Genomic DNA, 25,007 nt, shown 5'->3' on the forward strand with positions numbered 1-25,007 from the left:
CAAGTATAGGGAGTACGGCAGGGCGCGGCAATGTGGGGGCGGATGTTAAGGTAGCCTGCCATAGAAGGAATGGATAGTTTGGGCGTGCTGGCTGAGGCTACCTGAAAACGGGTCGAGCACGAGGTCGGCGGGGAGCTTGCGCAGCCAGGTGAGCTGGCGTTTGGCGAGCTGGCGGGTGGCGGCGATGCCTTGGGCGATGAAGGTGTCGCGGTCGGTATCACCGCCGAGGTGTGCCCAGGCTTGGCGGTAGCCCACGCAGCGCATGGCGGGATACTCGGGCGTGAGCTGGGGGTATTGGTTTTGCAGTTGGCGCACTTCTTGGAGGAAGCCTTGTTCGAGCATGGTGTGGAAGCGCTGTTCGATATTGCGGTGCAGGCGTTCGCGTTGGGCGGGGATGAGGGCGATGCTGTGCAGGTTGAGCGGCGGGGCGGCCTGCTGCTCGGCGAGGTGCTGGCTGAGTGGGCGGCCGGTGAGCAGCCACACTTCGAGGGCGCGTTCGATGCGCTGGCTGTCGGTGGGCTGGAGGCGGGCGGCGGTGGCGGGGTCGGCTTGTTGCAATTGGGCGTAGAGATGGGGCAGGCCGTGTTGTTGTTTTTGCTCTTGCAGCCGGCGGCGGATGGCGGGATCGGCAGCGGGCAGGCTGTTGAGGCCGCGGGTGAGGGCGTGGTAGTACATCATGGTGCCGCCCACGATGAGGGGCAGGTGGCCGCGTTCGCGGATTTGGCGGCACAGGCGCAGGCAGTCGGTGAGGAAGTCGGCCACGCTGTAGTTTTGCGGGGGGTCGATGATGTCGATGAGGTGGTGCGGCACGGCGGCGCGCTCGGCGGGGGTGGGCTTGGCGGTGCCGATGTCCATGCCGCGGTAGATCAGGGCGGAATCGAGGCTGATGATTTCCAGCGGGATGCGGCCGGCCAGCTCGAGGGCGAGCGCGGTTTTGCCGGCGGCGGTGGGGCCGAGCAGGGCGAGTGCGGAAGGCGGTGGCTGGACGGGCATGAGGCTACCTGAAAATGAGGATGGGCGAAAACGAGGTTTCCGAAGGAGGCCGAGTTTCTGCGGAGCTAAAATGGAGTTTCGTTTTCGGCTATTGCAACGCGGCTTTGCTTTATTTTCAGGTAGCCTGTTGCCACACGGAAGGCTACCTGAAAATGAGCGAAGCGAATTTTTGCGAAGCTAAAACGAGTGAAGCGCGTTTCTGCGGAGCCAAAACGCGGCTGCAACGAAGTTCAAACCCGGATGAAACGGGCAGGGCATTCTAGCAGCGCAGTGGGGAAACATAAACAGCAGATCATGTCCGCGCACTGGCCGCACTTTCAGGCTACCTGAAAATCGGGTAGAGTTCGCCTTAACGCAAATTCCCATTCCCTCCCCGTATGAAGCCCAGCCAATTCCGCCGCATCGGCATCGTTACCCGCCCCCACACCCCGCATTTGGGCGAAACCCTGTGCGAGCTGGCCGCCTATTTCCTGGCAAACGGGCTGGAAGTTTTGCTGGACGAAGAATGCGGCAACGGCCTGCTGGCGCCCGATTTGGCCGCGCGCTGCCGGCGCGTGGGCAAAGAAAACATGGGCGAATGCTGCGATGTGGTGCTGGTGCTCGGCGGCGACGGTACCTTCCTTTCCGTGGCGCGCCAGCTCGCGCCGCACCGCATTCCCATGATGGGCGTGCACCTCGGCCATCTCGGCTTCCTCACCCAAGTGCCGCGCCAGAGCATGATTGAAGACATCTCCCGCATGCTCGCCGGCCAATATCTGCCCGAAGAGCGCATCATGCTCGAATGCAGCGTGCAGCGCGACAACGAGCCCGGCAGCACCGCCCTGGCGCTGAACGAAGTGGCCATCAGCCGCGGTGGTGTGGGGCAGATGATTGAATTTGAAGTGTTTATCAACCAAGAATTTGTGTACACCCAGCGCTCCGACGGCCTCATCGTTTCCACTCCCACCGGCTCCACCGCCTATGCCCTTGCCGCCGGCGGGCCCATCCTGCAATCCACCCTGCGCGCGCTCACCCTCGTGCCCATCTGCCCGCAATCCATGACCAACCGCCCCGTGGTGGTGCCCGACAGCTGCGAAATCGAAATCCTCATCACCAAAGCCGACAGCGCCCGCGTGCACTTCGACGGCCAATCCCAGCTCGAGCTGCACAGCATGAACCGCCTCACCATCCGCCGCTACCGCAACACCCTGCGCGTGCTCCACCCCACCGATTACCAGTATTACAAAACCCTGCGCCAGAAGCTGCACTGGGGCGAACAGCTGGTGTAGCGGCTGTTCGAAGCCAACAAAGGCTACCTGAAAATTTCAGGTAGCCTTTGTTGCTCAGGTATTTGTATCTAACAAAACATCAAACAAATAATACCGGCTAAGTGTAGCTGCCGATAACATCAAGCAAACATCGGATGGGAAGTCCGCCGTTACAAAATAAAGAATTTTGCCAAGCTCTCAGGCTACCTGAAAAATAGCGCGCACATTTTTCAGGTAGCCTTCCCCTTTGCTCAAATCTCTTCCACCCCTTCCACCACCGCCGTCTCCCTCTCAATCCGAAACGCCACCTCCCAGCTCCCCACCGCCATCTTATACACCCGCAGCGGCGCATCCTGATAAGCCGGGCGCGGGTCTTGCGCAATGCTCTGCTCCACCAGCAGGCGCATTTCTTGCGGCAGCCCCTCCGCCCCCGCACCTTCCGCCCACACCACCCGCAGCGGCACCGGCGGCGCCGGCGCAAAGCCCGCCGCCGCATCCGGCTTCGCCTCCACAAACGGCAGATACGGCTTGATATCCAACACCGGCGTGCCATCCAGCAAATCCGCTCCGCCGCACCACAGCCGCACCCCGCCCTCCGTGTCAATCCGCTCCAGCTTCAGCAGCGAAAGCCCCAGCGGATTCGGCCGGAATGGGCTGCGCGTGGCAAACACCCCCATCTTCCGGTTGCCACCCAAACGCGGCGGGCGCACCAGCGGCTGCCAGCCCGCCCCCGCCACCCCGTGAAACACAAACTGCACCCATACATGGCTAAACCGCTCCAGCCCGCGCACACAATCCGCCGAAAACCCCGGCAGCAGCTCAATGCACACCCCCGCCGCCGGCACCAGCCCCGGCTGGCGCGGCACCCCAAACTTCTGCTTATAAGGCGAGCGCACAAAACCCACCGCCTGCAAAGAATACATATCACACATCGTCACACTCTATATATAGACACAGCACAGCCAAAAGGCTACCTGAAAACGAGGTTTCGGCAAAGCCGAAGCCGAGTTTCAGCGAAGCTAAAACTTGCATAGGCAAAGCCGAAGCCGAGTTTCAGCGAAGCTAAAACTTTGCGAGGCAAAGCCGAAGCCGAGTTTCAGCGAAGCTAAAACTTTGCGAGGCAAAGCCGAAGCCGAGTTTCAGCGCAGCTAAAACTTGCATAGGCAAAGCCGAAGCCGAGTTTCAGCGCAGCTAAAACTTGCATAGGCAAAGCCGGAACATCATTTTCAGGTAGCCACATCAGGCAGAGGCTACCTGAAAAGCCCTTCCCGCCAGTATAAAAGGAGCGGTAAGCCAAAAGCCCGCCTTCCCGCCCCAAAAACCATTTTCCCGCCGCCATACCCCAAAGCCCGCGCAAATTGGCAGGCCGGAAACCCCTAAAACGGCAAACTATGCAAAAAGCAGGGCCAAAAACTGACGATAAATGTCAGTTTTCCCGTTTTGGCAGCGGCAGCCAAGGAAAGTTTGGACAATCTGGTAAGGCTGGAATTTTATATAATATCAATATAAATCAGTATTTTAATAATAAATCGTGCTGAAAATTTCAAATTGTGGCACAGCCGTTGCTTTATCTTATCTCGTGGCAACGGCATAACAAGCCTAGCCGAAATCGAAGTTCTGTAAGTTGTCTCCTTTCTTTTGGTTGAAGTTTCCGGGTCGCAAGATTCGGGTTTATGTAAGTTCCATTTTTTAACAAGGAAAATGTCATGTTGAAACAAGTACAAAAAGGTTTTACTCTGATTGAGTTGATGATCGTAATCGCCATTATCGGTATTTTGGCTGCTATCGCCCTGCCGCTGTACCAAGACTACATCTCTAAATCTCAGGTAACCCGTGCATACGGCGAATTGGCCGGCACCAAAACCGCTATCGAAGCTGCCCTGTTTGAAGGTCGTGAACCTGTGCTGGCTGCTGACGCTGATACTGGTGCTGGTATTAAACCCCCGAAAGAATGGGTAGGTATGTTGGATAATCCGACTTCTAACCTGTTGTCTGCCGCCAAGATTACTCTTGGCCAGAAGGCTGGTGAGGTTACCTTCACTGGTACAATGGGTGAAAACGCCAATACCAGCGTTGCTGGAGCTATTATTACTCTGAGTCGTACCGCTGGTGGTGAGTGGACTTGTACTGTGAATGGTACTGCCGCCTCTGGTTGGAAAACCAAATTTGTTCCCAGCGGTTGCACTAGCGCTTAATATTGTTAAGCCATAGCGAAAACAGCCACCTTAGGGTGGCTGTTCTGATATCAACAAACTGCGGTGATAACTATGTATAAGCAAAAAGGCTTTACTCTGATTGAGCTGATGATTGTGATTGCCATCATCGGCATTTTGGCTGCCATTGCTCTGCCGCTGTATCAAGACCATATGGCCAAAGCTCAGATTACCCGCGTGTTTTATGAGTTGGGCAGCACCAAAACGGCGGTGGAATCTATTTTGGCGCACGGCGGCATTCCCACTGTGAATCCGGCGCAGGATGGTGCCATACAAAATGGCAAAAGGTTGGAGTTTTTAGGTTTGGATAAGAATCCAAATTCCAATTTGATTTTTACAGCTTCCATTGGGCTGAATAATAACCAGTTTGAGCGGGTAAATGCTACTTTCGGCCGCAATGCCTTGCCGCAAATCCAGGGGGCGGTTATCAGCTTGGTGCGGAATAATAATGGCGAATGGACGTGTGAAATAGACAATTCGCAGGCTTCTTATTGGCCCGCCAAATACACTCCTGCAACTTGTGTGCTGATTTAGCCAAGTATTTTGAAAAAGCTGCCAAATAGAGGCAGCTTTTTTCTGGTTTGCGTATTTTTCAGGTAGCCTTTGAGGCTACCTGAAAATTTTTGAGCGCTCACTTCGCCCCCTTAAACCCCCGCTTCAAATGCACCATCAGCAAGGCCACCGCCGCAGGCGTAACCCCCGAAATCCTGCTCGCCTGCCCCACGGTTTCGGGCTTGTGCTGGTTGAGCTTCTGCTGCACTTCGGCAGACAGGCCTTTCACTTTGCCGTAATCGATATTTTCAGGCAGCCTTAACGTCTCAATATCCCGCCTGCTGTCGATTTCTTCGTTTTGGCGGTCGATATAGCCTTGGTATTTCACTTGGATTTCCACTTGTTCCACCACGTTTTCAGGCAGCCTGCACTCTGGTTCTGCATCGGGCAGCGTCATCAGCGCGGCGTAATCCAGATTGGGGCGGCGCAGCAGGTCGTGCAGGTTGGCTTCGCGGGAAAGTTTCTGCCCGAACACGCGGATTTGTTCGTTTTCAGGTAGCCTTTGTGGCGTGTACCACGTGGTTTTCAAACGCTGGATTTCGCGTTCCACGGCTTCGCGTTTTTCGTTGAACATGCGCCATTGTGCTTCGCCGACGAGTCCGATTTTGTGGCCGTCTTCGGTCAGGCGCATGTCGGCGTTGTCTTCGCGCAGTTGCAGGCGGTATTCGGCGCGGCTGGTGAACATGCGGTAGGGTTCGTTCACACCTTTGGTGATGAGGTCGTCCACCAATACGCCGAGATACGCCTGTTCGCGGCGCAGCAGCAGCGGCTCGCGTTCGCGCACATACTGCACGGCGTTCGCGCCTGCCAGCAGGCCTTGTGCGGCGGCTTCTTCGTAGCCCGTTGTGCCGTTGATCTGTCCGGCAAAGAATAAGCCTTGGATGGTTTTGGTTTCGAGGCTGGCTTTGAGGTTGCGCGGATCGAAATAGTCGTATTCGATGGCGTAGCCGGGGCGCAGGATGTGTGCGTTTTCCAGACCTTTCATGCTGCGGACGAGGGCGAGTTGGATGTCGAATGGCAGGCTGGTGGAGATGCCGTTGGGGTAGTATTCGTGCGTGGTCAGGCCTTCGGGTTCGAGGAAAATCTGGTGGCTGTCTTTGTCGGCGAAGCGGTTGATTTTGTCTTCGATAGACGGGCAATAACGCGGCCCCACGCTTTCGATTTTGCCGGTAAACATGGGGCTGCGGTCGAAACCGCTGCGGATAATCTCATGTGTTTTCAAATTGGTATGCGTAATCCAGCAGGACACTTGGCGCGGGTGCATGTCGGCATTGCCGCGCACGGACATGACGGGAACGGGCGTGTCGCCGGGCTGCTCGGTGAGCTGGGAGAAATCAATGGTGCGTCCGTCGATGCGCGGCGGCGTGCCGGTTTTCAGACGGCCTTGCGGCAGGTTCAGCTCTTTCAGGCAGCCTGAAAGCGATTGGGCGGCGGGGTCGCCGGCGCGGCCGCCTGCGTAGTTTTCCATGCCGATGTGGATTTTGCCGGCGAGAAACGTGCCGGCGGTGAGCACCACGGCGCGGGCTTGGAAGGTCAGCCCCATTTGGGTGGACACGCCGGAGACGCGTCCGCCGCTGAGCGTGATGTCGGTAACCGCCTGTTGGAACAATTCCAGATTTTCCTGGTTTTCCAGCATTTCGCGGATGGCGGCTTTGTAGAGCAGGCGGTCGGCCTGCGCGCGCGTGGCGCGTACTGCCGCGCCTTTGCTGGCGTTCAGGCGGCGGAACTGGATGCCGGACATATCGGCAGCCAAGGCCATCGCACCGCCCAGCGCATCGACCTCGCGCACCAAATGCCCTTTGCCGATGCCGCCGATGGAAGGATTGCACGACATTTGTCCGAGCGTTTCGATGTTGTGGGTGAGCAAAAGCGTCTGCGCGCCCATGCGGGCGGCGGCGAGCGCGGCTTCCGTGCCGGCGTGGCCGCCGCCGACAACGATGACGTCGTAGGTTTTGGGGTAGGTGATGGTGGGCATGGTGTGTGGGGGATAACGAAAATCAAGCGATTATACGCGGTTTTGCCGCGGCATGAGGCTACCTGAAAGCGTGCGCTTCAACGAAGTGAAATTTTCAGGTAGCCTCAATGGGGAGGGAGAGTGTGCGCGAAGGGTCTGTTTGGCGGTATGTCGGATGATTTTTCAGGTAGCCCCTAGCCCGGTAGAGGCTACCTGAAAAAATCGGTGTTGTGGGTTTGGACTTCGTGGAAACTTCTTTTCGCTCGTTTTAGTTCCGCAGAAACGCGCTTCGCTCGTTTTAGCTTCGCAGAAACTCGCTTTGCTCGTTTTCACTCCGTTGAAGCGCACATTTTCAGGTAGCCCTTACCAACGGGCGGCACAGGGCAAGAGGCTACCTGAAAGTGCTACAATACGCAGTTTCTTTTTATTGGATTTCCCGGCTTTATCATGTGCAAACACCACCATCAAAACCCCAGCCATTCCCCCCGCGACAACGACACCATCCGCATTCGCGGCGCGCGCACGCACAATCTGAAAAACATCGATTTGGACATTCCGCGCCACAAGCTCGTCGTGGTAACGGGGCTATCGGGCAGCGGCAAGTCGTCGCTGGCGTTCGACACGCTGTATGCCGAAGGGCAGCGGCGTTACGTCGAGAGCCTGTCGGCCTATGCGCGCCAGTTTTTGCAGATGATGGACAAGCCCGATGTCGATTTGATTGAAGGCCTGTCGCCCGCGATTTCCATCGAGCAGAAGTCCACCAGCCACAACCCGCGTTCCACGGTCGGCACGGTTACGGAAATCCATGATTACCTTCGCCTTTTGTACGCCCGAGTCGGTACGCCCTACTGCCCCGAACACCATCTGCCGCTGTCGAGCCAGACCGTATCGCAGATGGTCGATGCCGTGTTGAAACTGCCGGAAGACACGCGCGTAATGATACTTGCGCCGGCGGTGCGCGAGCGCAAGGGCGAGTTTGTCGAGTTTTTTGCCGACTTGCAGGCGCAGGGTTTTGCGCGGGTGCGCGTCGATGGCGAGGTGTACCAGTTGGACGAAGTGCCGAAGCTGGAAAAAAACATCAAACACAATATCGACGTCGTCATCGACCGCGTGAAAGTGAAGGCGGACATCAAGCAGCGGCTGGCGGAAAGTTTTGAAACCGCATTGCGCCACGGCAACGAGCGCGCGCTGGCGATGGAAATGGACAGCGGCGAAGAACATTGGTTTTCCGCGCGTTTCGCCTGCCCAGTGTGTTCGTACAGCCTACCCGAATTGGAGCCGCGCCTCTTTTCGTTCAACAACCCGATGGGTTCCTGCCCGACTTGCGACGGCTTGGGCAACACCAATTTCTTCGACCCCGAAAAAGTGGTCGCCCATCCCGAATTGTCGCTGGCAACGGGCGCGATTGACGGCTGGGACAAGCGCAACCAGTTCTATTTTCAAATGATTCAGTCGCTGGCGCGGCATTACGGTTTCGATGTGCAGGCTGCTTGGGAAACGCTACCTGAAAAAGTCAAAAAAGTCATCCTGCACGGCTCGGGCAAAGAAGTCATTGATTTCACCTACCTGTCCGAACGCGGCACCACCTTCAACCGCAGCCACGCCTTTGAAGGCATCATCCCCAACCTCGAACGCCGCTACCGCGAAACCGACAGCGAAACCGTGCGCGAAAAACTGCGCGAATACCAAAACCACCGCGCCTGCCCGAGCTGCGGCGGCGCGCGTTTGCGTAAAGAAGCGCGTTATGTCTATGTGAGCGGTGAACCCTTGCACGAAGTTTCCGCCTGGCCGCTCACCAAAACCCACCAATTCTTTGAAACCCTCGATTTGGACGGCAACAAAAAACACATCGCCGAAAAAATCCTCAAAGAAATTACCGAGCGTCTCGGCTTTTTGATTAACGTCGGGCTGGATTACCTGAATCTCTCCCGTTCCGCCGAAACCCTTTCCGGCGGCGAAGCCCAGCGCATCCGCCTGGCCAGCCAAATCGGTTCGGGCTTGACCGGCGTCATGTATGTCCTCGACGAACCCTCCATCGGCCTGCACCAGCGCGACAACGACCGCCTGCTCGCCACCCTCAAACGCCTGCGCGACTTGGGCAACAGCGTTATCGTGGTCGAACACGACGAAGACGCCATCCGCGAAGCCGATTTCGTTGTCGATATGGGACCCGGCGCAGGCGAACACGGCGGCAGCGTGCTGATTGCCGACACGCCCGAAAACGTCGCCAAATGCGAAAATTCCGTGACCGGACAATACCTCAGCGGCAAAAAATCCATCTCCGTGCCGTCTGAAAGAACCCCCGTCAATCCCGAGCGTATGCTCATCCTCAAAGGCGCGCGCGGCAACAACCTCAAAAACGTTACCCTCGAACTGCCGCTCGGCTTGATTACCTGCATTACCGGCGTATCCGGCAGCGGCAAATCCACCCTGATTAACGACACCCTCGCCAAAATCACCGCCCGCGAGCTCAACCGCGCCCAAGAAGAACCTGCCCCGTATGACGACATTCAAGGCCTCGAACACCTCGACAAAGTCATCAACGTCGATCAATCCCCCATCGGCAGAACCCCGCGCTCCAATCCCGCTACCTATACCGGCCTCTTTACCCCCATCCGCGAACTCTTCGCCGGCGTACCCCTTTCGCGCGAACGCGGCTACAACGTCGGCAGATTCTCCTTCAACGTCAAAGGCGGCCGCTGCGAAGCCTGCCAAGGCGACGGCGTGATTAAAGTCGAAATGCACTTCCTGCCCGACGTGTACGTCCCCTGCGAAGTCTGCCACGGCAAACGCTACAACCGCGAAACTCTCGAAGTCCAATACAAAGGCAAAAACATCAGCGAAGTGCTGGACATGACCGTCGAAGAAGCCCGCGAATTTTTCGACGCCGTCCCCACCGTATCGCGCAAACTGCAAACCCTCATGGACGTAGGCCTCGGCTACATCCGCCTCGGCCAGTCCGCCACCACCCTCTCCGGCGGCGAGGCCCAACGCGTCAAACTCGCCCTCGAACTCTCCAAACGCGACACCGGCAGAACGCTCTACATCCTAGACGAACCCACCACCGGCCTGCACTTCGCCGACATCGCCTTATTGTTGGAAGTCATAGGCCGTCTGAAAGGCAAAGGCAACTCGATTGTGATTATCGAACATAATCTGGACGTGATTAAAACGGCGGATTGGATTGTGGATTTGGGACCGGAAGGGGGAGATGGGGGTGGTACAATTGTGGCGGAGGGGGTGCCGGAGGAGGTTATAGAGATAAGGGGGAGTTATACGGGAAGGTATTTGGCAGATATGATTAATAAATGTTAAAATTTAAATAGATAATAGCATATTAAATCGGATTAGTTATGCAAGATCGCATTATTAAAAATATTTTTAGCCTAAGTGGTTTATCTATATCTATTGGTGTGCTTGGATTTATTTCTGGGATAGTACAATTATTTATTGATATAAGTGCACTTATTTCAGTTAAATGGATTTTGCTTTGTTTGTTACTCTTGATTAGTATTATTTTAATTTTATTGAAAGTTGTTTATGATTTAGTTGTGGAAAATATATCTATTTCAGATAGGCTTAAAGAAAACAATCTTATCGAAACACCTATACGATTTGTTGCAGACAATCCAAAAGGAGATATTTTTCTAGTTAGAAAAAATAAGAACTTTACCAACAATATGGTTGTTTCAGGATATTTAAAAAATAATGAATTAGATAATTTACTATTTATGGGATATGTATATGTTATACAGGATAAATTTACTCAAATAAAAATTGTTAGGTGGTTTGATGAACCAGATATTTTTGATGACGAAAAAAATATTAGGTTAGGAATAATCTCATCAATTGAAATTAGAGCTACCATTCCTCTTGAATTCATATTCGAGGAGAGGGAATAATCATTATGTTAAAGGATATGATATGAGTACAAGATATTTTGCCCAAGTTGTTCAGGTTCAGGATAAACTAACTGTCATTATTAATGCAGGAGAAAATAAGGGTGTTAAAACTGGTCAAAAGTTTTTAATTGTGGGACTAGGTCAAGAAGTTTATGACCCTGATACAAAAGAATCTTTGGGGGCTTTGGAAATAGTTCGCGGCAAAGCAGAAGTGATTCATGTGCAAGAAAAAATGGCAACTCTAAAATCAATAGATTGGTTAAGAAATCCCGATATTAGAGAAATAACTAAGGTTAGAAAAACGCTAGATTCAGCAAGTATGGTTTCTGCTTTTTCTCGTGTTTTAGGAAACATTCCTAATGAAACCATAACAGAGTCAATAAAACCACAAGAGCCAAGCTTAAAGCCGTTAAACGGTGTTGATGTAGGAGATAAAGTTATCGCATTATGATCCAGCACCCGTAGCAACTGTGTTCCCCCACCCCGTCGGGCAGCAAGCCGTAGCCTGTATACCAGCGACCGCGTGCGTGGCTATGCCACACACCCTACCTGTGAATTACACGGAACTTCAAAGCCAACGCGTAGGGTGTGTGCGGAACGCACGCACGCGGTTGTTTGATTCATGCTTTGCCGTTTCAAATCTTCAGACGGCCTCCAATGCCGTCTGAAAACTCCAACATCGACAAAATCAACGAACAAAACAACCAATCATTCTTTCCCAAACCCATAAACCAAACGGAAACCCCATGGCGCGTTATCGCAGAAACTTCATTGCCGGCGGCACATTCTTTTTCACCGTCAAACTCGCCGACCCGAAATCGCACCTGCTTGTCGAACATATCGACTTCGCGTGCGGCCTATATGGATGTACAAAAACAATATCCCTTTGAAACCGTCGCCGTATGCGTGCTACCGAACCATATCCACGCCATTTGGACGCTGCCGCCCGACGATGCGGATTATTCCCTGTGCTGGCGGCTGATTAAAACCAAATTATCCGCACATTTTCCCCGTGCCGAAAACCTGTCCGCCAGCAAACAGCGGCAACACGAACGCGGCATTTGGCAACGGCGTTTTTACGAACACGCCGTGCGCGATGCAACGGATTTGCAGCGTTGCGCGGACTATATTCATTTCAACCCCGTCAAACATGGATTGTGCGGCAATGTCCGCGATTGGGCATTTTCGTCGTTTCAACGCTATGTACGGGACGGGTTTTTGCCGTCTGATTGGAGCGGAACGCAAGAAACAGCGGTGATGAGTTTTGGGGAGTGAATGCCATCATAAAACTACTGACCGTGTGTGTGGCTGCACCTCACACCCTACCCGTGAATCACATGAAACTGTAAAACCAACGCGTAGGGTGTGTGCAGTACGCACGCACGCGGTTATTTAATTCATGGTTTGCCGTTTCAAACATTAACTCCATTGAGACTAATGCTTTCAGACGGCATCAGAGGCCGTCTGAAAAATCGACAGCCTTGACTATAGATACGGCCTTCCCACCAATAAAGGCTACCTGAAAGCGTGAGTTTTAACGAAGTTAAAACCCACTTCGTCCGTTTTCAGGTAGCCTTTTCTTAACTTGGCGGCAGCCGCAGTTTCAAAAATCAGAAATCTCCGTTATCCGCCAAACAACGCCGCCTTACCTTCCGCGCCGGAAACATCCAGCACTTCAATTCCTTTTCCGTCCAGCACGGCCTGCGTCAGCATGGCCACGCCGCCGGAGGGGCCGATTTCCAAAATCCGCCGCACGCCCAGCGCAACCATGCTGCGGCATTCGGCCACCCAGTTCACCGGATCCATCAGGATATTGTGCGCGATGCCGCGCGCCTGTTCCGCATCCAAACCGCAGGCGGCCGCCCATTCGGTCGCTTGCGATACGGCGGGCAGCATAGCGGGGTGGTGGAAACCGACTTCCACGTCCAGCCGCCACAGCAGGTTTTCGGGCGTTTGGCCGTTGGCGTCTTTCACCGTGTCCGATAATACATCACACACGCGCGCCACCGATTCGGGCTTGCCGCTGACGACGAAACCGTCCGCGCTGTTCTGCAAGCCGATGCACGGGCGGTCGGCCGGATGCGCTTCATCTTCGGGATACAGTTCGTCGATTACGGCGGCAATCTGTTTGCGGCTCACGCCCTGCACCATCACCATCGGATGATTGCCGCCGTGCAGGTACATGCCGGTTTTGCGCCCTTGCAGCGTGGCGGCCGCGCCGACCAGTTCGGCCAGAGCCAGCAGTTGGGCGGCATGCTGCGGCTCGCGCACCAGATAGCGGCCGAGTATGCCCTGAGAATGCCCGATCACGCCCGCCGCTTTGCCGCTGTCCAGCCCGCGCGCTTCCAGCGTGTGCAGGTTGGCGATTTGTGCAAGGAAAATACCGGGCGCGCTCACGGCGGCACGCACCAGATTGATGCCGTCCGCGCCGTGTTCCGCCCATTTTATCGGTTCGAAACCCTGCGGGCGGGCTGTGGCAAGCTGCCCTGCCACGGGGGTGAGGATTTGAGCGGCGGCGGTGGTGATTTCGTTAGCCTTGCCCAGCGCGCCTTCTGCCAAAGTTTCGCGCAGGGTGCTGATCCAATCGAAGCCCTGCCCGGAAAAGCAGAGGGCGAAGGGTTGGCTGTGCAGTTGTTCAAGTAGGCGTTTTTGTTCAGTCATGATGTTCGCTCCCGTAAGTGGTGGATTTCAGACGACCTATACCGTCCGCAAGATGCCAATTGTTGCCGGCGAATAAACTGCTTAGAGTGACTATACTGATTGTGGCGGCGGGGGATGCTGTGTTAGGTCAAATATCGGGCGGTTTGCGGGGAAGGTGGGTGCGGATGCTTTGGGCTTTGCCGCAGGGCGGATGGCGGCTGTCGGAAGGCGAGGGTTTGGCGAGGCTAAAGATTGGTTTCGCGGGAGCGGATATTTTTAGCTTCGCAGAAACTTACTTCGTTCGTTTTAACTTCGTTGAAGCTCATGTTTTCAGGTAGCCTTTATGGCTTGAAGCGCTTTGGATGGAGATTGTAGATAACGAGAGGCTACCTGAAAACGGGATTGGGCGAAGCCAAGTGGCGTTTTTGCGAAGCTAAAAGCCAAGTGGCGTTTTTGCGAAGCTAAAAAGTGGGCGTTAATGAAGGCGAGCAGATATTCGGGCGCTGCTCAAGGTTGAGTTGCTGCGGAGCTAAAAATGCCTGCCTGTTTTAACTGCGTTGCAGCTGATGCGTTCAGGCAGCCTTTATTTTGAAGTCGTGTGGCTGGGGAATGTTTGGATAAGCAGAAAAGGCTACCTGAAAAATGGAAGCATATTTTCAGGTAGCCTTTCGGTTTGCGGGCGGGCTATTCCAGCTCGAAGCAGCCGACGGTTTCAACGTGGGCGGTTTGCGGGAACATGTTGACGATGCCGGCGCTGCGGAAGCGGTAGCCTTTGCCCACGAGCACGGCGGCGTCGCGGGCGAAGGTGGCGGGGTTGCAGGATACATAGACGATGCGGCGGGGCAGATAGGGCGGGTGCAGGGCTTGGACGAGGGCGTAGGCGCCGCTGCGGGGCGGGTCGAGCAGGATTTTGTTGAAGCGGCCCCAGGCGGCGACGGTGTGCTCGGTGGTTTGAAAGAGGTCGGCGCTGTGGAATCGGGTACGCTCGGTGAGTTGGTTGAGACGGGCGTTTTGCGCGGCGCGTTCGGTGAGCGCGGGGGAGCCTTCGATGCCGGTAACGTGTGCGCCGGCGGCGGCGATGGGCAGGCTGAAGTTGCCGAGGCCGCAGAAGAGGTCGGCGATGCGTTCGCCGGGCCGGGGCTGCAACAGCTGCATGGCGCGGGAAACGAGCAGGGCGTTGGCGGCGGGGTTGACTTGGGTAAAGTCGCCGGGGCGGTAGGGCAGGGTGAGCCGGTATTCGGGCAGGCTGTAGCTGAGCTGGGGGCTTTCGGGGAGGAGGGGGCGGGTGGGCTGCTGCGGGGTTTGCAGCCAGATGTGCCAGTTGGCGGGGAGGCTTTGTGCGGCTTGGATGAGATGGGCGCGGGCGGCTTGGGGCAGGCGCTCGGTGAGCAGGGTGAGGGCGTTGGCGTGGGGGCTGTGGTGCAGCTCAATGCTGCGGATGGGGGCGTGCAGGCGGTTTAGCTGTTGCAGCAGGGTGCGGATGTTGTCTAGCTGGGCGGCGAGCTGGGGGGTGAGGATGGGGCAGCTGCGGATGTTGATAATGCGGTGGCTGTTGCGGCCTTGGAAGCCGAGGAGGGTTTGGCCTTGGCTGTGGCAGGCGCTGAGGCGGGCGCGGTGGCGGTAGCCCCAGGCTTGGCCGTAGATGGGGGGCAGGAGGTATTGGGGGCGGACTTTGCCGAGGCGTTGGAGTTGTTCTTCGAGGATGCGTTGTTTGTAGGCGACTTGGGCGTTGCTGTGGGCGTGTTGGAGGGTACAGCCGCCGCATTGGCTGTAGTGGGGGCAGGCGGGGGCGGTGCGGTAGGGGGAGGGGGTGAGGATGCGGGTGGCTTGGGCTTCGTCGTGGTGTTTTTTGCTGCGGGTGATGCGGTAGGCGACGGTTTCTTGGGGCAGGGCGCCGGTGATGAAGGTGGTTTTGCCGCCGATGCGGGCGACGCCGCGGCCTTCGTGGTCGATGCTGTGGATGGTGGCGGTGTTCATGGTGTGGGGCCGGGGATGGATGAGGCTACCTGAAAAATGTGGGGCGGATTTTTGGCTTCGTGGAAATTCGCTTTGCTTGTTTTAGCTTCGCAGAAATTCGTTTCACTCATTTTCAGGTAGCCTTTGGGCGGCGGAGTTGGTTTTGTGGGGGCTAAGTTTGCATTTTCAGGTAGCCTTTGCGCCTATTCGTGATCGCCGGGGGAGCTGGGGGATTCTTCTTGGCTGGGGAGGCGGTAGCTTTCGTCGGCCCAGGTGCCGAGGTCGATCATTTTGCAGCGCTGGCTGCAAAAGGGGCGGTGGGGGCTGGCTTCGCTCCATTCTACGGGGCGGCGGCAGGTGGGGCAGGGTACGGTGCGGGGGCTCATGGTTTGTCGGTGATGGGGTCGAAGCTGCACATTTTGAGGGTGAAGGGGATGTTGTCTTCGAGCTGTTTGCCGCGGGGGCTGTCTTGGGTGGCTTGGGTGAAGCGGATGTGGGTGAAGTATTTGTTGGCGGAAATTTCAGGTAGCGTTTGGCAGGATTGGGCAACGTCGACAACGAGCATGTGGATGTTGTTGCCGAGCTTGGCGTTTTGGTAGTTGCCGAGCACGGCGCAGCAGTCGAGGCTGTAGCTGTTGCGGCGCAGGATGCGCAGGAGCAGGCTGATGGCTTCGCTGGTGGGGGTGAGGGAGCGGATCCAGCAGTTGAGGTCGGCGAGGCGCTGCTCGTGGGGCAGTTGCAGCCAGTAGTGGTAGGAGGGGAGGTCGAAGGGGCTGGTGCCGCCGGATACGAGCATGCGCTGTTTCACGCCCATGAGCCATTCGTTTTCGCGCAGGTGTTGGCCGAATTTCTGCTGCACTTCTTGCAGGTTTTGGGTGGCTTGGTAGAGGGCTTCCTGCTCGGGGGTGGCGTCGTATTGTTCGCGTTCGGATTGGGAAATCTGCTGGCGCTGGCGCTCGAGCTCTTGCAGGATGTCGAGCTTGAGCTCGGCGCGGGCGGCGCAATCCATGATTTCGAACAGGGTGCCGAGGGCGGCGTGGTGTGCCCAGGCGGATTGTTGGTCGCGGGTGGTGTAGAAGCGGGAGAAGAGGTGTTCGAGGCGCAGGAAGTTGCGCACGCGTTCGGAGAGGGGGTGTTCGAAGGTGATGAGGTCGGACATGGTTCAGCTTCTGAAAATTTGTTGGTAGATAAGATGCTGGTGCGCCACGGCGGCGCTGAGCTCGGGCAGGCCGGCTTCGTTGCAGATGATGTCGTCGGCAATGCGGCGCCGCTCTTGGCGGCTGGCTTGGGTGGCCAGAATGCCGGCAATCATATCACGGGAGAGGCCGCTGCGTTCGGCGGTGCGGCGGATTTGCGTTTCTTCACTGCAGTCGATGAGGAGGATGCGCTGGATAAGGCTTTGGAAAACAGGTTGTTCGGTGAGTAAGGGGATTTCGATGATGCCGTAGGCGGCTTGGGGGGATTGCTGCTGGCGGGCGCGGATGTCGGCAAGGATTAGGGGGTGTAGGATGCTTTCGAGTTTGGCTTTGGCTGGCGGGGATTGAAACACGAGTTCGCGCAGGGCGGCGCGCTTGAGGCTACCTGAAAAATCGAATACATCTTGGCCGAAGGCGGCACGGATGGCAGGAAGGGCGGCTCCGCCGTCTGCAGTGAGGGCGCGGGAAACGGCGTCGGCATCAATCAGCGGCACGCCGTGTTGGGCAAACAGGCGGGCGGCGGCGGATTTGCCGCTGCCGATGCCGCCGGTGAGTCCCACCCAGGCAGTCATGTCAGACAAACCCGGATTTGTGCAGCCACCATTGGATGCCTTGCAGGATATAGCTGTTGCCGGCGAAAACCAGCCAGCCGGCAATGGCCAGCGCGGGGCCGAAGGCGATGGGCTGGCCTTTGGCCACGCGCATCACCAGTGCGGCCACCAGCCCCACCAGCGCGGCCACGAATACGATCACGGGCAGGGTGCTCACGCCGAGCCAGGCGCCGAGTGCGGCCAGCAGTTTGAAGTCGCCGTAGCCCATGCCTTCTTTGCCGGTGATGAGTTTGAACAGGTGGAACAGCAGCCACAGGCTCAGGTAGCCGGCCACCGCGCCGAGCAGGGCCGAGGATAGGGGGACGAAACCGACCTGCCAGTTGAACAGAAGGCCGAGCCAAACCAGGGGCAGGGTGAGCTGGTCGGGCAGCAGCTGGGTGTCGGCATCGATGAAGGTGAGTGCAACCAGGATGGCGGTGAACACGAGGCCGCCGAGGGTGAGATAGGTGTCGCCGTAGCGCCAGGCCACGATGCCGAACAGGATACCGGTGAGCAGCTCAACGGCGGGATAGCGCCAGCCGATGGGGGTGTGGCAGCTGTGGCAGCGGCCGCGCAGCAAGAGGAAGCTGATGATGGGGATGTTCTGCCACGGTTTCACCGGGCTGCCGCATTTGGGGCAGCGCGAGGGTGGTGTGCTGAGGTTGAACGGTTTCTGGTCTTCTTCGTCCAGCGGCAGATTGAGATGCTGTTTGGCGGCGATTTGCCATTGTTTTTCCAGCATTACCGGCAGGCGGTAAATCACCACGTTGAGAAAACTGCCCACCAGCAGCCCGAGCAGGGCGGCAAAGGGGATATACAGACTGGGTTCGAGATTGGTCATAGGGTTTGAAAGTGTGTTTTCAGGTAGCCTGCCGAGGGGAGGCTACCTGAAAAATCAAGAATGGATAGATAGTGTGATTTAGATTAACCAATCGCATTACCCAAATTAAACAGGGGCAAGTACATAGCGATCAAGATCACACCAACAATACTACCCAGTACCACCATAATGATGGGTTCCATCAGAGAGGATAATGTAGCTACAGCCATATCAACCTCTTCTTCATAGAATTCGGCGGCTTTATTCAGCATATCATCCAAAGAACCGGATTCTTCGCCGATAGAAGCCATTTGCAACACCATGTTGGGGAAAAGGTTTGTTGAATTCATGGCACTAGTTAGGGAGGTACCTTGGTTGACTTGGTTGCGAATACTTCTGGTCGCTTCTTCATAAATAATATTGCCGGAAGCACCACCTACAGAGTCAAGGGCTTCAACCAAGGGAACACCGGCAGTAAACAAGGTGGCGGTAGTGCGCGCCCAGCGGGCAATGGTACCTTTTTCTACAATGTTGCCGAAAATAGGTAGTTTCAGCAGCATAGCATCTATCCGTTTTTGTAGTGCAGGGGAACGCTTATGCCATTGTATAAATCCTGCGACAGCAGCAATCATGGCAATAATAACCAACCATCCCCATTCAACCATAAAGTCGGAGATACCCATCATAAACTGAGTAAGAGCAGGCATTTCAGCGTTCATGCCATCATATACCTTTTTAAACTCAGGCAATACAAACATCATCATGATGATGACCAAAACAATGGCCACCACCACTACTGCGATTGGATAAGTTAGGGCGCTTTTGATTTTTTTCTTGATGGCCTGAGTTTTTTCTTTATATACAGCCAGTTTGTCTAGCAAAGTCTCTAAAACACCACCTGCTTCACCCGCATCCACCAAGTTGCAATAAAAATCATCAAAATACTTGGGGTGCTTACGGAAAGCATTAGCCATGGAAGTACCTTGTTCAATATCGTTGCGTACTTCCATTAAAAGCTTGGTCATGGAGGCGTTTGAATGGCCTTTTGCCACAATGTCAAATGCCTGCATCACTGGTAGACCGGCTTTCATCATGGTGGCCAACTGGCGGGTAAACACGGTGATGTCAGCCTGAGTGATTTTTTTCTCGCGAACTTTTTTCTTTTTGCTCAAGCTAATGACTTTAATGCGGCGGCGGGCCAGTTTGGCGCGGGCATCCTGCTCGTCTTTGGCCACTACTTCGCCGCGCACCATCTGCTCGGTTTCCATGTGGCGGCCTTCAAACTCAAAACTCAGCCCGGTTTGTTTTTTTTTGGATTTTGTATTTCTTACAGCCATGATGATTCCCTTTTAAATTAAAACTGATTTAGTCGTTGGTGGTGGCAAGAATTTCTTCCAATGTGGTGATGCCCTGCATTGCTTTCAAAATACCTGCCCGGCGCAAATCAACCAATCCGTCGGCATAAGCTTGTTCGGCAATATCCACTTCGGTGCCATTGTTGATGATGATTTTTTGCATGGCATCGGTCACCGGCATGATTTCATACACACCGGCACGGCCTTTGAAACCTTTGCCTTTGCAGCGGTCACAGCCTACTTGACGGTAGAGCTGCCAATCGTCTTTTTTCAAGTCTTCTTCGGTGAAGCCGACTTTCAGCAAGGCTTCGGCCGGCGGGCGCTCAATCGGCTGTTTGCAGGTGCACAAACGGCGAACCAAGCGCTGGGCCATAATCAGATTAACCGAGCTGGCAATATTAAATGGCGCCACGCCCATATTCAGCATACGCGATAAGGTAGCCGGGGCATTGTTGGTGTGCAGGGTTGAGAATACCATGTGGCCGGTTTGGGCGGCTTTAATGGCGATATCGGCGGTTTCCAAGTCGCGAATCTCACCCACCATGATGATGTCCGGATCCTGGCGCAGGAAAGCCTTCAGTGCCGCAGAGAAAGTCAAACCTTGTTTGTCGTTCACGTTTACCTGGTTGATACCAGGCAAGTTGATCTCAGCCGGGTCTTCGGCGGTGGAAATATTAACGCTGTCGGTATTCAGAATGTTTAGGCAGGTATAAAGCGATACGGTTTTACCGGAACCGGTTGGGCCGGTTACCAGCACCATGCCGTAGGGCCGGTGAATGGCTTCCAGTAGCAACTCTTTTTGGAATGGCTCGAAACCCAGCTGGTTGATATTCAGTGAAGCCGCATCCGAGTTCAAAATACGCATCACGATTTTTTCGCCGAACAGGGTCGGCAGCGTATTCACACGGAAATCGATCGGTTTTTGGTTTTTATTGAATTGGATTTGGATACGACCGTCTTGCGGCACACGTTTTTCGGAAATGTCCATTTTCGACATAACCTTGATACGCGAAGCAATCTGTCCACGAATGTTCAATGGGGGTTGTACCACTTCGCGCAATTGGCCATCGGTACGGAAACGGATACGCGCCATTTCTTCGTAGAACTCGAAATGGATATCTGATGCGCCGGTGTTTAGTGCATCGGACAATACTTTGTGAATAAACTTAGCAATCGGACCGTCTTCTTCTTCGTCATCCACCATCATGGGGGTAGGAGCTGCTATACCGGCTGTGTCAGAAGAAATTTCATCCAAGATGGAAGTAGAAGTTTGGCTGGCAAATTCTAACAGGCCATCCAGTTGCTCATCGTTAATCAGTACCAAATCGACCATCAGGCCGCTGGGAAAAATCAGCTTTTGGTATGTTTGCAACAAAGTGGGGTCGGATACCCCTAAAAACAGTTTTTGGCCGCGTTTGAATAAAGGGACGCAGCGATGCTCGGTCATTTGCGCATCGTTGAGCACATCCTGCACCATCATGGAACGGGAATAAAGCGACAAATCCAAGATGGGGTAGTGGAACAGCTTGGCCAACAGTTCTGCTAGCGCGGCCTGCTTGATGATGCCGGCTTCAGCTAATAAAGGAATAATATTTTTGTTTTGATTGACTTTTTCTCGGTATTTCTCAATCTGATCCTGCTCGATGAGTTTGTTTTGAAACAGGATGCGCAATAGTCCGACGCTCATATGGTTGCCTGAGTAAAGTAGAACGGATTCGAAAAAATCGGCGAGTTGTTTGCTGTTAGATTGCTGCCGACAATGCCCACATTTTAGCAATAATGCTTTTACATATTATAGTTAAGATGTGATTATAAGTTAAATCACGGTAAGAATATACCGTTTGCGCGTTCAGCCGGGGCTAGATGGCTTCCCAATGTTCGATGTGCAGCTGCAATTCGCATTGGTTGCGCCACTGGTTGGCCACCGGGCGGTACACGGTGCGGATTTTGGCCGGTAGCTCGTCGGTACAGCGGAAAAACATGGCCTCCACCACCCGCCCGCCGCAGTTCAGGCCGGCTTTTTTGTGCCCGTTGCCTACGATGCGCTGCCACAATACTTCGAACTGGTTGTGGAAGCTGGGAGGTTGGAAGCCGTGCCCCCATACTTGCCGGGACAGGGTTTCCGCTGTTTGCAGCGAGAGTTCGTTCGGGTTGAGGCTGCCGTCGGTGAGGAAGGTGCGGGTAAGCGCGTCTTGGTCTAACACCTCGGCCAGCAGGGTTTCAAAGGCTACCTGAAAATCTGGGAAGGCCTGTTCGCGAATGCTGAGGCCGGCTGCCATGGCGTGCCCGCCGAATTGCAGGATAAGGTCGGGATGGCGTTTGGACAGTAAGTCGATGGCATCGCGCAGGTGCAGGCCGGGGATCGAGCGGCCGGAGCCGCGCAGCTCGCCGTTGCCTGCGGGGGCGAATACGATGGCCGGGCGGTGGAAACGGTCTTTGAGCCGGCCGGCCACGATGCCGATGACACCCTGATGCCAACCGGAATGGAAGGCGGTGATGCCCAAGCTGTTGCCGATAATGATCTGGTCGGCCAGCGCCACGGCTTCTTGCAGCATGGATTGCTCGATGTCTTGGCGCGCACGGTTGAGTTCGTTGAGCTGTTCGGCCAGCGCGGCGGCTTCACCGGGGTCGTCGGCCAGGAGGCAGGCGATGCCGATGTCCATTTTTTCCAGCCGACCGGCGGCGTTGATGCGCGGGCCGATGGCGAAGCCCAAGTCGAAAGGTTTGGCTTCCCGCATATCGCGTTTGGCTACCTGAAAAAGCGATCGGATGCCGATTCGGGTTTTGCCGGCACGCATGCGCTTGATGCCCTGTGTAACCAAAATGCGGTTGTTGTGATCCAGCGTCACCACATCGGCCACGGTGCCCAATGCGACCAAGTCGAGCAAGTCGGCCAGATTGGGCTCAGGCAGCCTACCGGGGGCAAACCATTGTTGTGCACGCAAATGCGCGCGCAAGGCCATCAACACATAGAAAATCACGCCTACGCCGGCTAGGTTTTTGCTGGCAAAATCGCAGCCGGGCTGGTTGGGATTGACGATGATGCAGTCGGGCAATTCGTCGGACGGCAGGTGGTGGTCGGTAATGATCACGTCCATACTCAGCTCTTTGGCGCGCACCACGCCTGCCGCGCTGGACATACCGTTATCCACGGTGAGTAGCAGCTGTGTGCCGCGTTGGGCGGCCAAGTCGGCCAAGAGCGGAGTCAGCCCGTAGCCGTGTTTAAAACGGTTCGGCACCAAAAAATCAACGTGTGCCCCCATGCGGCGCAACCCCAAGACCCCGACCGAGCAGGCAGTGGCGCCGTCCACATCATAATCGGCAATAATCAGGATGCGTTCTTGCCGGCGGATGGCCTGCATCAAACGGTTGGTGGCGGCGTCGATGTTTTTCAGCGATTGGAACGGCAACAGGCTGGCCAAATCGGTGTGCAGTTCGTTTGGGGAGTGGACGTTGCGGGAGGCGAATAAACGGGCGAGCAGCGGTGGCGTGCCGGCATCCAGCAAAAGTTGTTCTGCTTGGGTGTCGGGTTGGCGTGTGCGGATAAGGGCGGTCATAAAAAGGGATGGTGCTAAATTCAAGCAGTTCATTATACCGCAAATGACAACTTGGGATGGTTGGCCGGATGGTTGTGGCTGAAAGTGGATAAAAGTTTTTTATGTTTTAAAACATGAATGTGGGAAGATCTGGCTAAAATTTTTCCTGCCGAGGCTTGCGCTTGGATGGATTATTTGGTTTAATGCGCACCTTCTTAGTGCAGTGCACAAGAACACGGGTGATTAGCTCAGTTGGTAGAGCGTCTGCCTTACAAGCAGAATGTCGGCGGTTCGACTCCGTCATCACCCACCATTTTTTTGCGCGCGCGGTGGTAGCTCAGTTGGTTAGAGTACCGGCCTGTCACGCCGGTGGTCGCGGGTTCGAGTCCCGTCCACCGCGCCACACAAAACAAAGCCCTTCTGCTGAAAAGCAGGAGGGCTTTAACATTTCCTGCCAGCCGTGTAAAAACAAATTGATTTTGTGGTATATTCGTCCGGTTTATCAGGGTTGTGGAAAAAAGCCGTTTTCTTCCGAATAACCCGAGTTTTCAACCAACTTCAGGAGCTGTGTAATGGAATTCCGTATTGAAAAAGATACCATGGGCGAAGTGCAGGTGCCGGCCGGGCGCTATTGGGGCGCGCAGACCGAGCGTTCGCGCAACAACTTCAAAATCGGCCCGGCTGCCTCCATGCCGCAGGAAATTATTGAAGCGTTTGCTTATTTGAAGAAAGCTGCCGCCTTTGCCAATGCCGATTTGGGCGTACTGCCGGGGGAGAAGCGCGATTTGATTGCCGCCGCCTGTGATGAAATTCTGGCACACAAATTGGATGAGGAATTCCCGCTGGTGATCTGGCAGACCGGTTCCGGCACGCAGTCCAATATGAATTTGAACGAAGTGATTTCCAACCGCGCCCATGTGCTCAACGGCGGCAAGCTGGGCGAGAAGAGCATCATCCACCCGAATGACGACGTGAACAAATCGCAGTCATCCAACGATACCTATCCCACCGCCATGCACATCGCTGCCTACCAGAAAGTGGTGCGGCACACCCTGCCCGCGGTAAAGCGCCTGCAGCAGACTTTTGCCGCCAAAGCCGCCGAGTTTGCGCAGGTGGTGAAAATCGGGCGCACGCATTTGATGGATGCCACCCCGCTGACTTTGGGGCAGGAATTTTCCGCCTATGCCGCACAGCTCGCCTTCGGCATCCGTGCGCTGGAAAACACCCTGCCGCATCTGGCCGAGCTCGCCTTGGGCGGCACCGCCGTCGGCACCGGCCTGAACACGCCCAAGGGCTACGATGTTCAGGTAGCCTCCTACATCGCCAAGTTTACTGGCCTGCCTTTCGTGACCGCGCCGAACAAATTCGAAGCGCTGGCCGCGCACGACGCCTTCGTGGAAACCCACGGCGCGCTCAAGCAGCTGGCCGTGTCGCTGTATAAAATTGCCAACGACATCCGCCTGCTGGCTTCCGGCCCGCGTTCCGGCATCGGCGAAATCCTGATTCCCGAAAACGAGCCCGGCTCCTCCATCATGCCCGGTAAGGTGAACCCGACCCAATGCGAGGCGCTGACCATGGTGTGCGCCCAAGTGTTGGGCAACGACACCGCTATTTCTTTTGCCGGCACGCAGGGGCATTTCCAGCTCAATGTGTTCAAACCGGTGATGGCGGCCAATTTCCTGCAATCGGCGCAGCTCTTGGCCGACGCCTGCATTTCGTTTGACGAGCACTGTGCCGCCGGCATCGAGCCGAACCTGCCGCGCATCCAGATGCAGCTCGACAATTCGCTGATGCTGGTCACCGCGCTGAACACCAAAATCGGCTACGAAAACGCCGCCAAAATCGCTAAAGCGGCGCACAAAAACGGCACCACGCTGCGCGAAGAGGCGGTGAAATCCGGCCTGCTCACGGCCGAACAGTTCGACGAATGGGTGCGCCCGGCCGATATGGTGGGCAGCCTGAAGTGAGCCTGATATCGGATTGACGCGGCATGGTGCCGCCAAACAAGCGCATGCTGGAAACGGTATGCGCTTTTGTGTTGGCTGGGGAAAGA

General features: G+C 55.6%; 21 protein-coding genes and 2 tRNA genes. 10 read left to right on the forward strand and 13 right to left on the reverse strand.

The features are described 5' to 3' along the window. Positions 1-45: 45 nt before the first annotated feature. Positions 46-993 carry a tRNA (adenosine(37)-N6)-dimethylallyltransferase MiaA gene (gene miaA, locus H9Q10_RS04110; protein WP_197902770.1) on the reverse strand — a complete coding sequence of 316 codons (948 nt, stop codon included), beginning with the start codon at positions 991-993 and terminating at the stop codon, positions 46-48. 377 nt (positions 994-1,370) lie between these two features. Between miaA and H9Q10_RS04115 the strand changes: the two genes are divergently transcribed. Beyond that, a complete protein-coding gene (locus H9Q10_RS04115) occupies positions 1,371-2,261 on the forward strand; it encodes an NAD(+)/NADH kinase (protein ID WP_197902771.1) in 891 nt (296 codons plus the stop codon). A 230-nt stretch (positions 2,262-2,491) separates the two neighbouring features. On the opposite strand, the gene tsaA is transcribed toward H9Q10_RS04115, so the two are convergent. Beyond that, positions 2,492-3,163 (reverse strand): tRNA (N6-threonylcarbamoyladenosine(37)-N6)-methyltransferase TrmO, encoded by a 672-nt coding sequence (tsaA, locus tag H9Q10_RS04120; protein ID WP_420841834.1) that lies wholly within the window; start codon positions 3,161-3,163, stop codon positions 2,492-2,494. Between the two features lie 783 nt (positions 3,164-3,946). Here tsaA and H9Q10_RS04125 point away from each other — a divergent pair. Next, positions 3,947-4,435, forward strand: coding sequence for a pilin (locus tag H9Q10_RS04125; RefSeq protein WP_238480133.1), 489 nt, complete (start codon positions 3,947-3,949; stop codon positions 4,433-4,435). Positions 4,436-4,507: 72 nt separating this feature from the next. Next, complete coding sequence (locus H9Q10_RS12110; protein WP_274381491.1) at positions 4,508-4,987, forward strand: pilin; 480 nt, start codon at positions 4,508-4,510, stop codon at positions 4,985-4,987. A gap of 97 nt (positions 4,988-5,084) precedes the next feature. Here H9Q10_RS12110 and mnmG read toward each other — a convergent pair whose 3' ends face one another. Then, the gene (gene mnmG, locus H9Q10_RS04135) at positions 5,085-6,980 is read right to left on the reverse strand and encodes a tRNA uridine-5-carboxymethylaminomethyl(34) synthesis enzyme MnmG (protein ID WP_197902773.1); all 1,896 of its coding nucleotides are present in this window, start codon (positions 6,978-6,980) and stop codon (positions 5,085-5,087) included. A gap of 426 nt (positions 6,981-7,406) precedes the next feature. Between mnmG and uvrA the strand changes: the two genes are divergently transcribed. From uvrA to H9Q10_RS04150, 3 genes are read left to right on the forward strand one after another with little or no spacing between them, the layout of a single operon-like run. Then, positions 7,407-10,274, forward strand: a complete 2,868-nt coding sequence (gene uvrA / locus H9Q10_RS04140) for an excinuclease ABC subunit UvrA (protein WP_197902774.1) — start codon at positions 7,407-7,409, stop codon at positions 10,272-10,274. Positions 10,275-10,312: 38 nt separating this feature from the next. Then, positions 10,313-10,861, forward strand: coding sequence for a hypothetical protein (locus tag H9Q10_RS04145; protein ID WP_197902775.1), 549 nt, complete (start codon positions 10,313-10,315; stop codon positions 10,859-10,861). 22 nt (positions 10,862-10,883) lie between these two features. Continuing rightward, positions 10,884-11,312 carry a hypothetical protein gene (locus tag H9Q10_RS04150; protein ID WP_197902776.1) on the forward strand — a complete coding sequence of 143 codons (429 nt, stop codon included), beginning with the start codon at positions 10,884-10,886 and terminating at the stop codon, positions 11,310-11,312. 184 nt (positions 11,313-11,496) lie between these two features. Here H9Q10_RS04150 and H9Q10_RS04155 read toward each other — a convergent pair whose 3' ends face one another. After that, positions 11,497-11,700, reverse strand: a complete 204-nt coding sequence (locus H9Q10_RS04155; protein WP_197902777.1) for a hypothetical protein — start codon at positions 11,698-11,700, stop codon at positions 11,497-11,499. A 22-nt stretch (positions 11,701-11,722) separates the two neighbouring features. Between H9Q10_RS04155 and H9Q10_RS04160 the strand changes: the two genes are divergently transcribed. Continuing rightward, on the forward strand, positions 11,723-12,136 hold the full coding sequence (locus H9Q10_RS04160) for an REP-associated tyrosine transposase (protein WP_197902778.1): 414 nt from the start codon (positions 11,723-11,725) through the stop codon (positions 12,134-12,136). A 348-nt stretch (positions 12,137-12,484) separates the two neighbouring features. Here H9Q10_RS04160 and H9Q10_RS04165 read toward each other — a convergent pair whose 3' ends face one another. From H9Q10_RS04165 to recJ, 9 genes are all read right to left on the reverse strand, one after another. Next, entirely contained in the window at positions 12,485-13,522 is a 1,038-nt protein-coding gene (locus tag H9Q10_RS04165; protein ID WP_197902779.1) for an ACP S-malonyltransferase, read from the reverse strand. A gap of 663 nt (positions 13,523-14,185) precedes the next feature. Then, on the reverse strand, positions 14,186-15,478 hold the full coding sequence (gene rlmD / locus H9Q10_RS04170) for a 23S rRNA (uracil(1939)-C(5))-methyltransferase RlmD (protein ID WP_197902780.1): 1,293 nt from the start codon (positions 15,476-15,478) through the stop codon (positions 14,186-14,188). Between the two features lie 182 nt (positions 15,479-15,660). Then, a complete protein-coding gene (gene yacG / locus H9Q10_RS04175) occupies positions 15,661-15,843 on the reverse strand; it encodes a DNA gyrase inhibitor YacG (RefSeq protein ID WP_197902781.1) in 183 nt (60 codons plus the stop codon). Next, positions 15,840-16,616, reverse strand: coding sequence for a cell division protein ZapD (zapD, locus tag H9Q10_RS04180; protein ID WP_197902782.1), 777 nt, complete (start codon positions 16,614-16,616; stop codon positions 15,840-15,842). The genes yacG and zapD overlap by 4 nt, the downstream gene beginning before the upstream one ends. A 3-nt stretch (positions 16,617-16,619) precedes the next feature. Next, complete coding sequence (gene coaE, locus H9Q10_RS04185; protein WP_197902989.1) at positions 16,620-17,225, reverse strand: dephospho-CoA kinase; 606 nt, start codon at positions 17,223-17,225, stop codon at positions 16,620-16,622. A gap of 1 nt (position 17,226) precedes the next feature. Beyond that, positions 17,227-18,084 carry a prepilin peptidase gene (locus tag H9Q10_RS04190; RefSeq protein WP_197902783.1) on the reverse strand — a complete coding sequence of 286 codons (858 nt, stop codon included), beginning with the start codon at positions 18,082-18,084 and terminating at the stop codon, positions 17,227-17,229. 83 nt (positions 18,085-18,167) lie between these two features. Next, on the reverse strand, positions 18,168-19,400 hold the full coding sequence (locus H9Q10_RS04195; RefSeq protein WP_197902784.1) for a type II secretion system F family protein: 1,233 nt from the start codon (positions 19,398-19,400) through the stop codon (positions 18,168-18,170). Between the two features lie 28 nt (positions 19,401-19,428). Further along, on the reverse strand, positions 19,429-21,105 hold the full coding sequence (pilB, locus tag H9Q10_RS04200; protein ID WP_197902785.1) for a type IV-A pilus assembly ATPase PilB: 1,677 nt from the start codon (positions 21,103-21,105) through the stop codon (positions 19,429-19,431). A gap of 172 nt (positions 21,106-21,277) precedes the next feature. Then, positions 21,278-22,975 carry a single-stranded-DNA-specific exonuclease RecJ gene (gene recJ / locus H9Q10_RS04205; RefSeq protein ID WP_197902786.1) on the reverse strand — a complete coding sequence of 566 codons (1,698 nt, stop codon included), beginning with the start codon at positions 22,973-22,975 and terminating at the stop codon, positions 21,278-21,280. Positions 22,976-23,191: 216 nt separating this feature from the next. Here recJ and H9Q10_RS04210 point away from each other — a divergent pair. From H9Q10_RS04210 to fumC, 3 genes are all read left to right on the forward strand, one after another. Beyond that, positions 23,192-23,267: transfer RNA gene (locus H9Q10_RS04210), tRNA-Val, on the forward strand. Between the two features lie 13 nt (positions 23,268-23,280). Continuing rightward, positions 23,281-23,357, forward strand: a tRNA-Asp gene (locus H9Q10_RS04215). 169 nt (positions 23,358-23,526) lie between these two features. Continuing rightward, positions 23,527-24,921 (forward strand): class II fumarate hydratase, encoded by a 1,395-nt coding sequence (gene fumC / locus H9Q10_RS04220; RefSeq protein WP_197902787.1) that lies wholly within the window; start codon positions 23,527-23,529, stop codon positions 24,919-24,921. The last annotated feature ends 86 nt before the right edge of the window (positions 24,922-25,007 follow it).

The sequence above is a fragment of the Eikenella glucosivorans genome (assembly GCF_016025525.2).
Taxonomy (GTDB): domain Bacteria; phylum Pseudomonadota; class Gammaproteobacteria; order Burkholderiales; family Neisseriaceae; genus Eikenella; species Eikenella glucosivorans.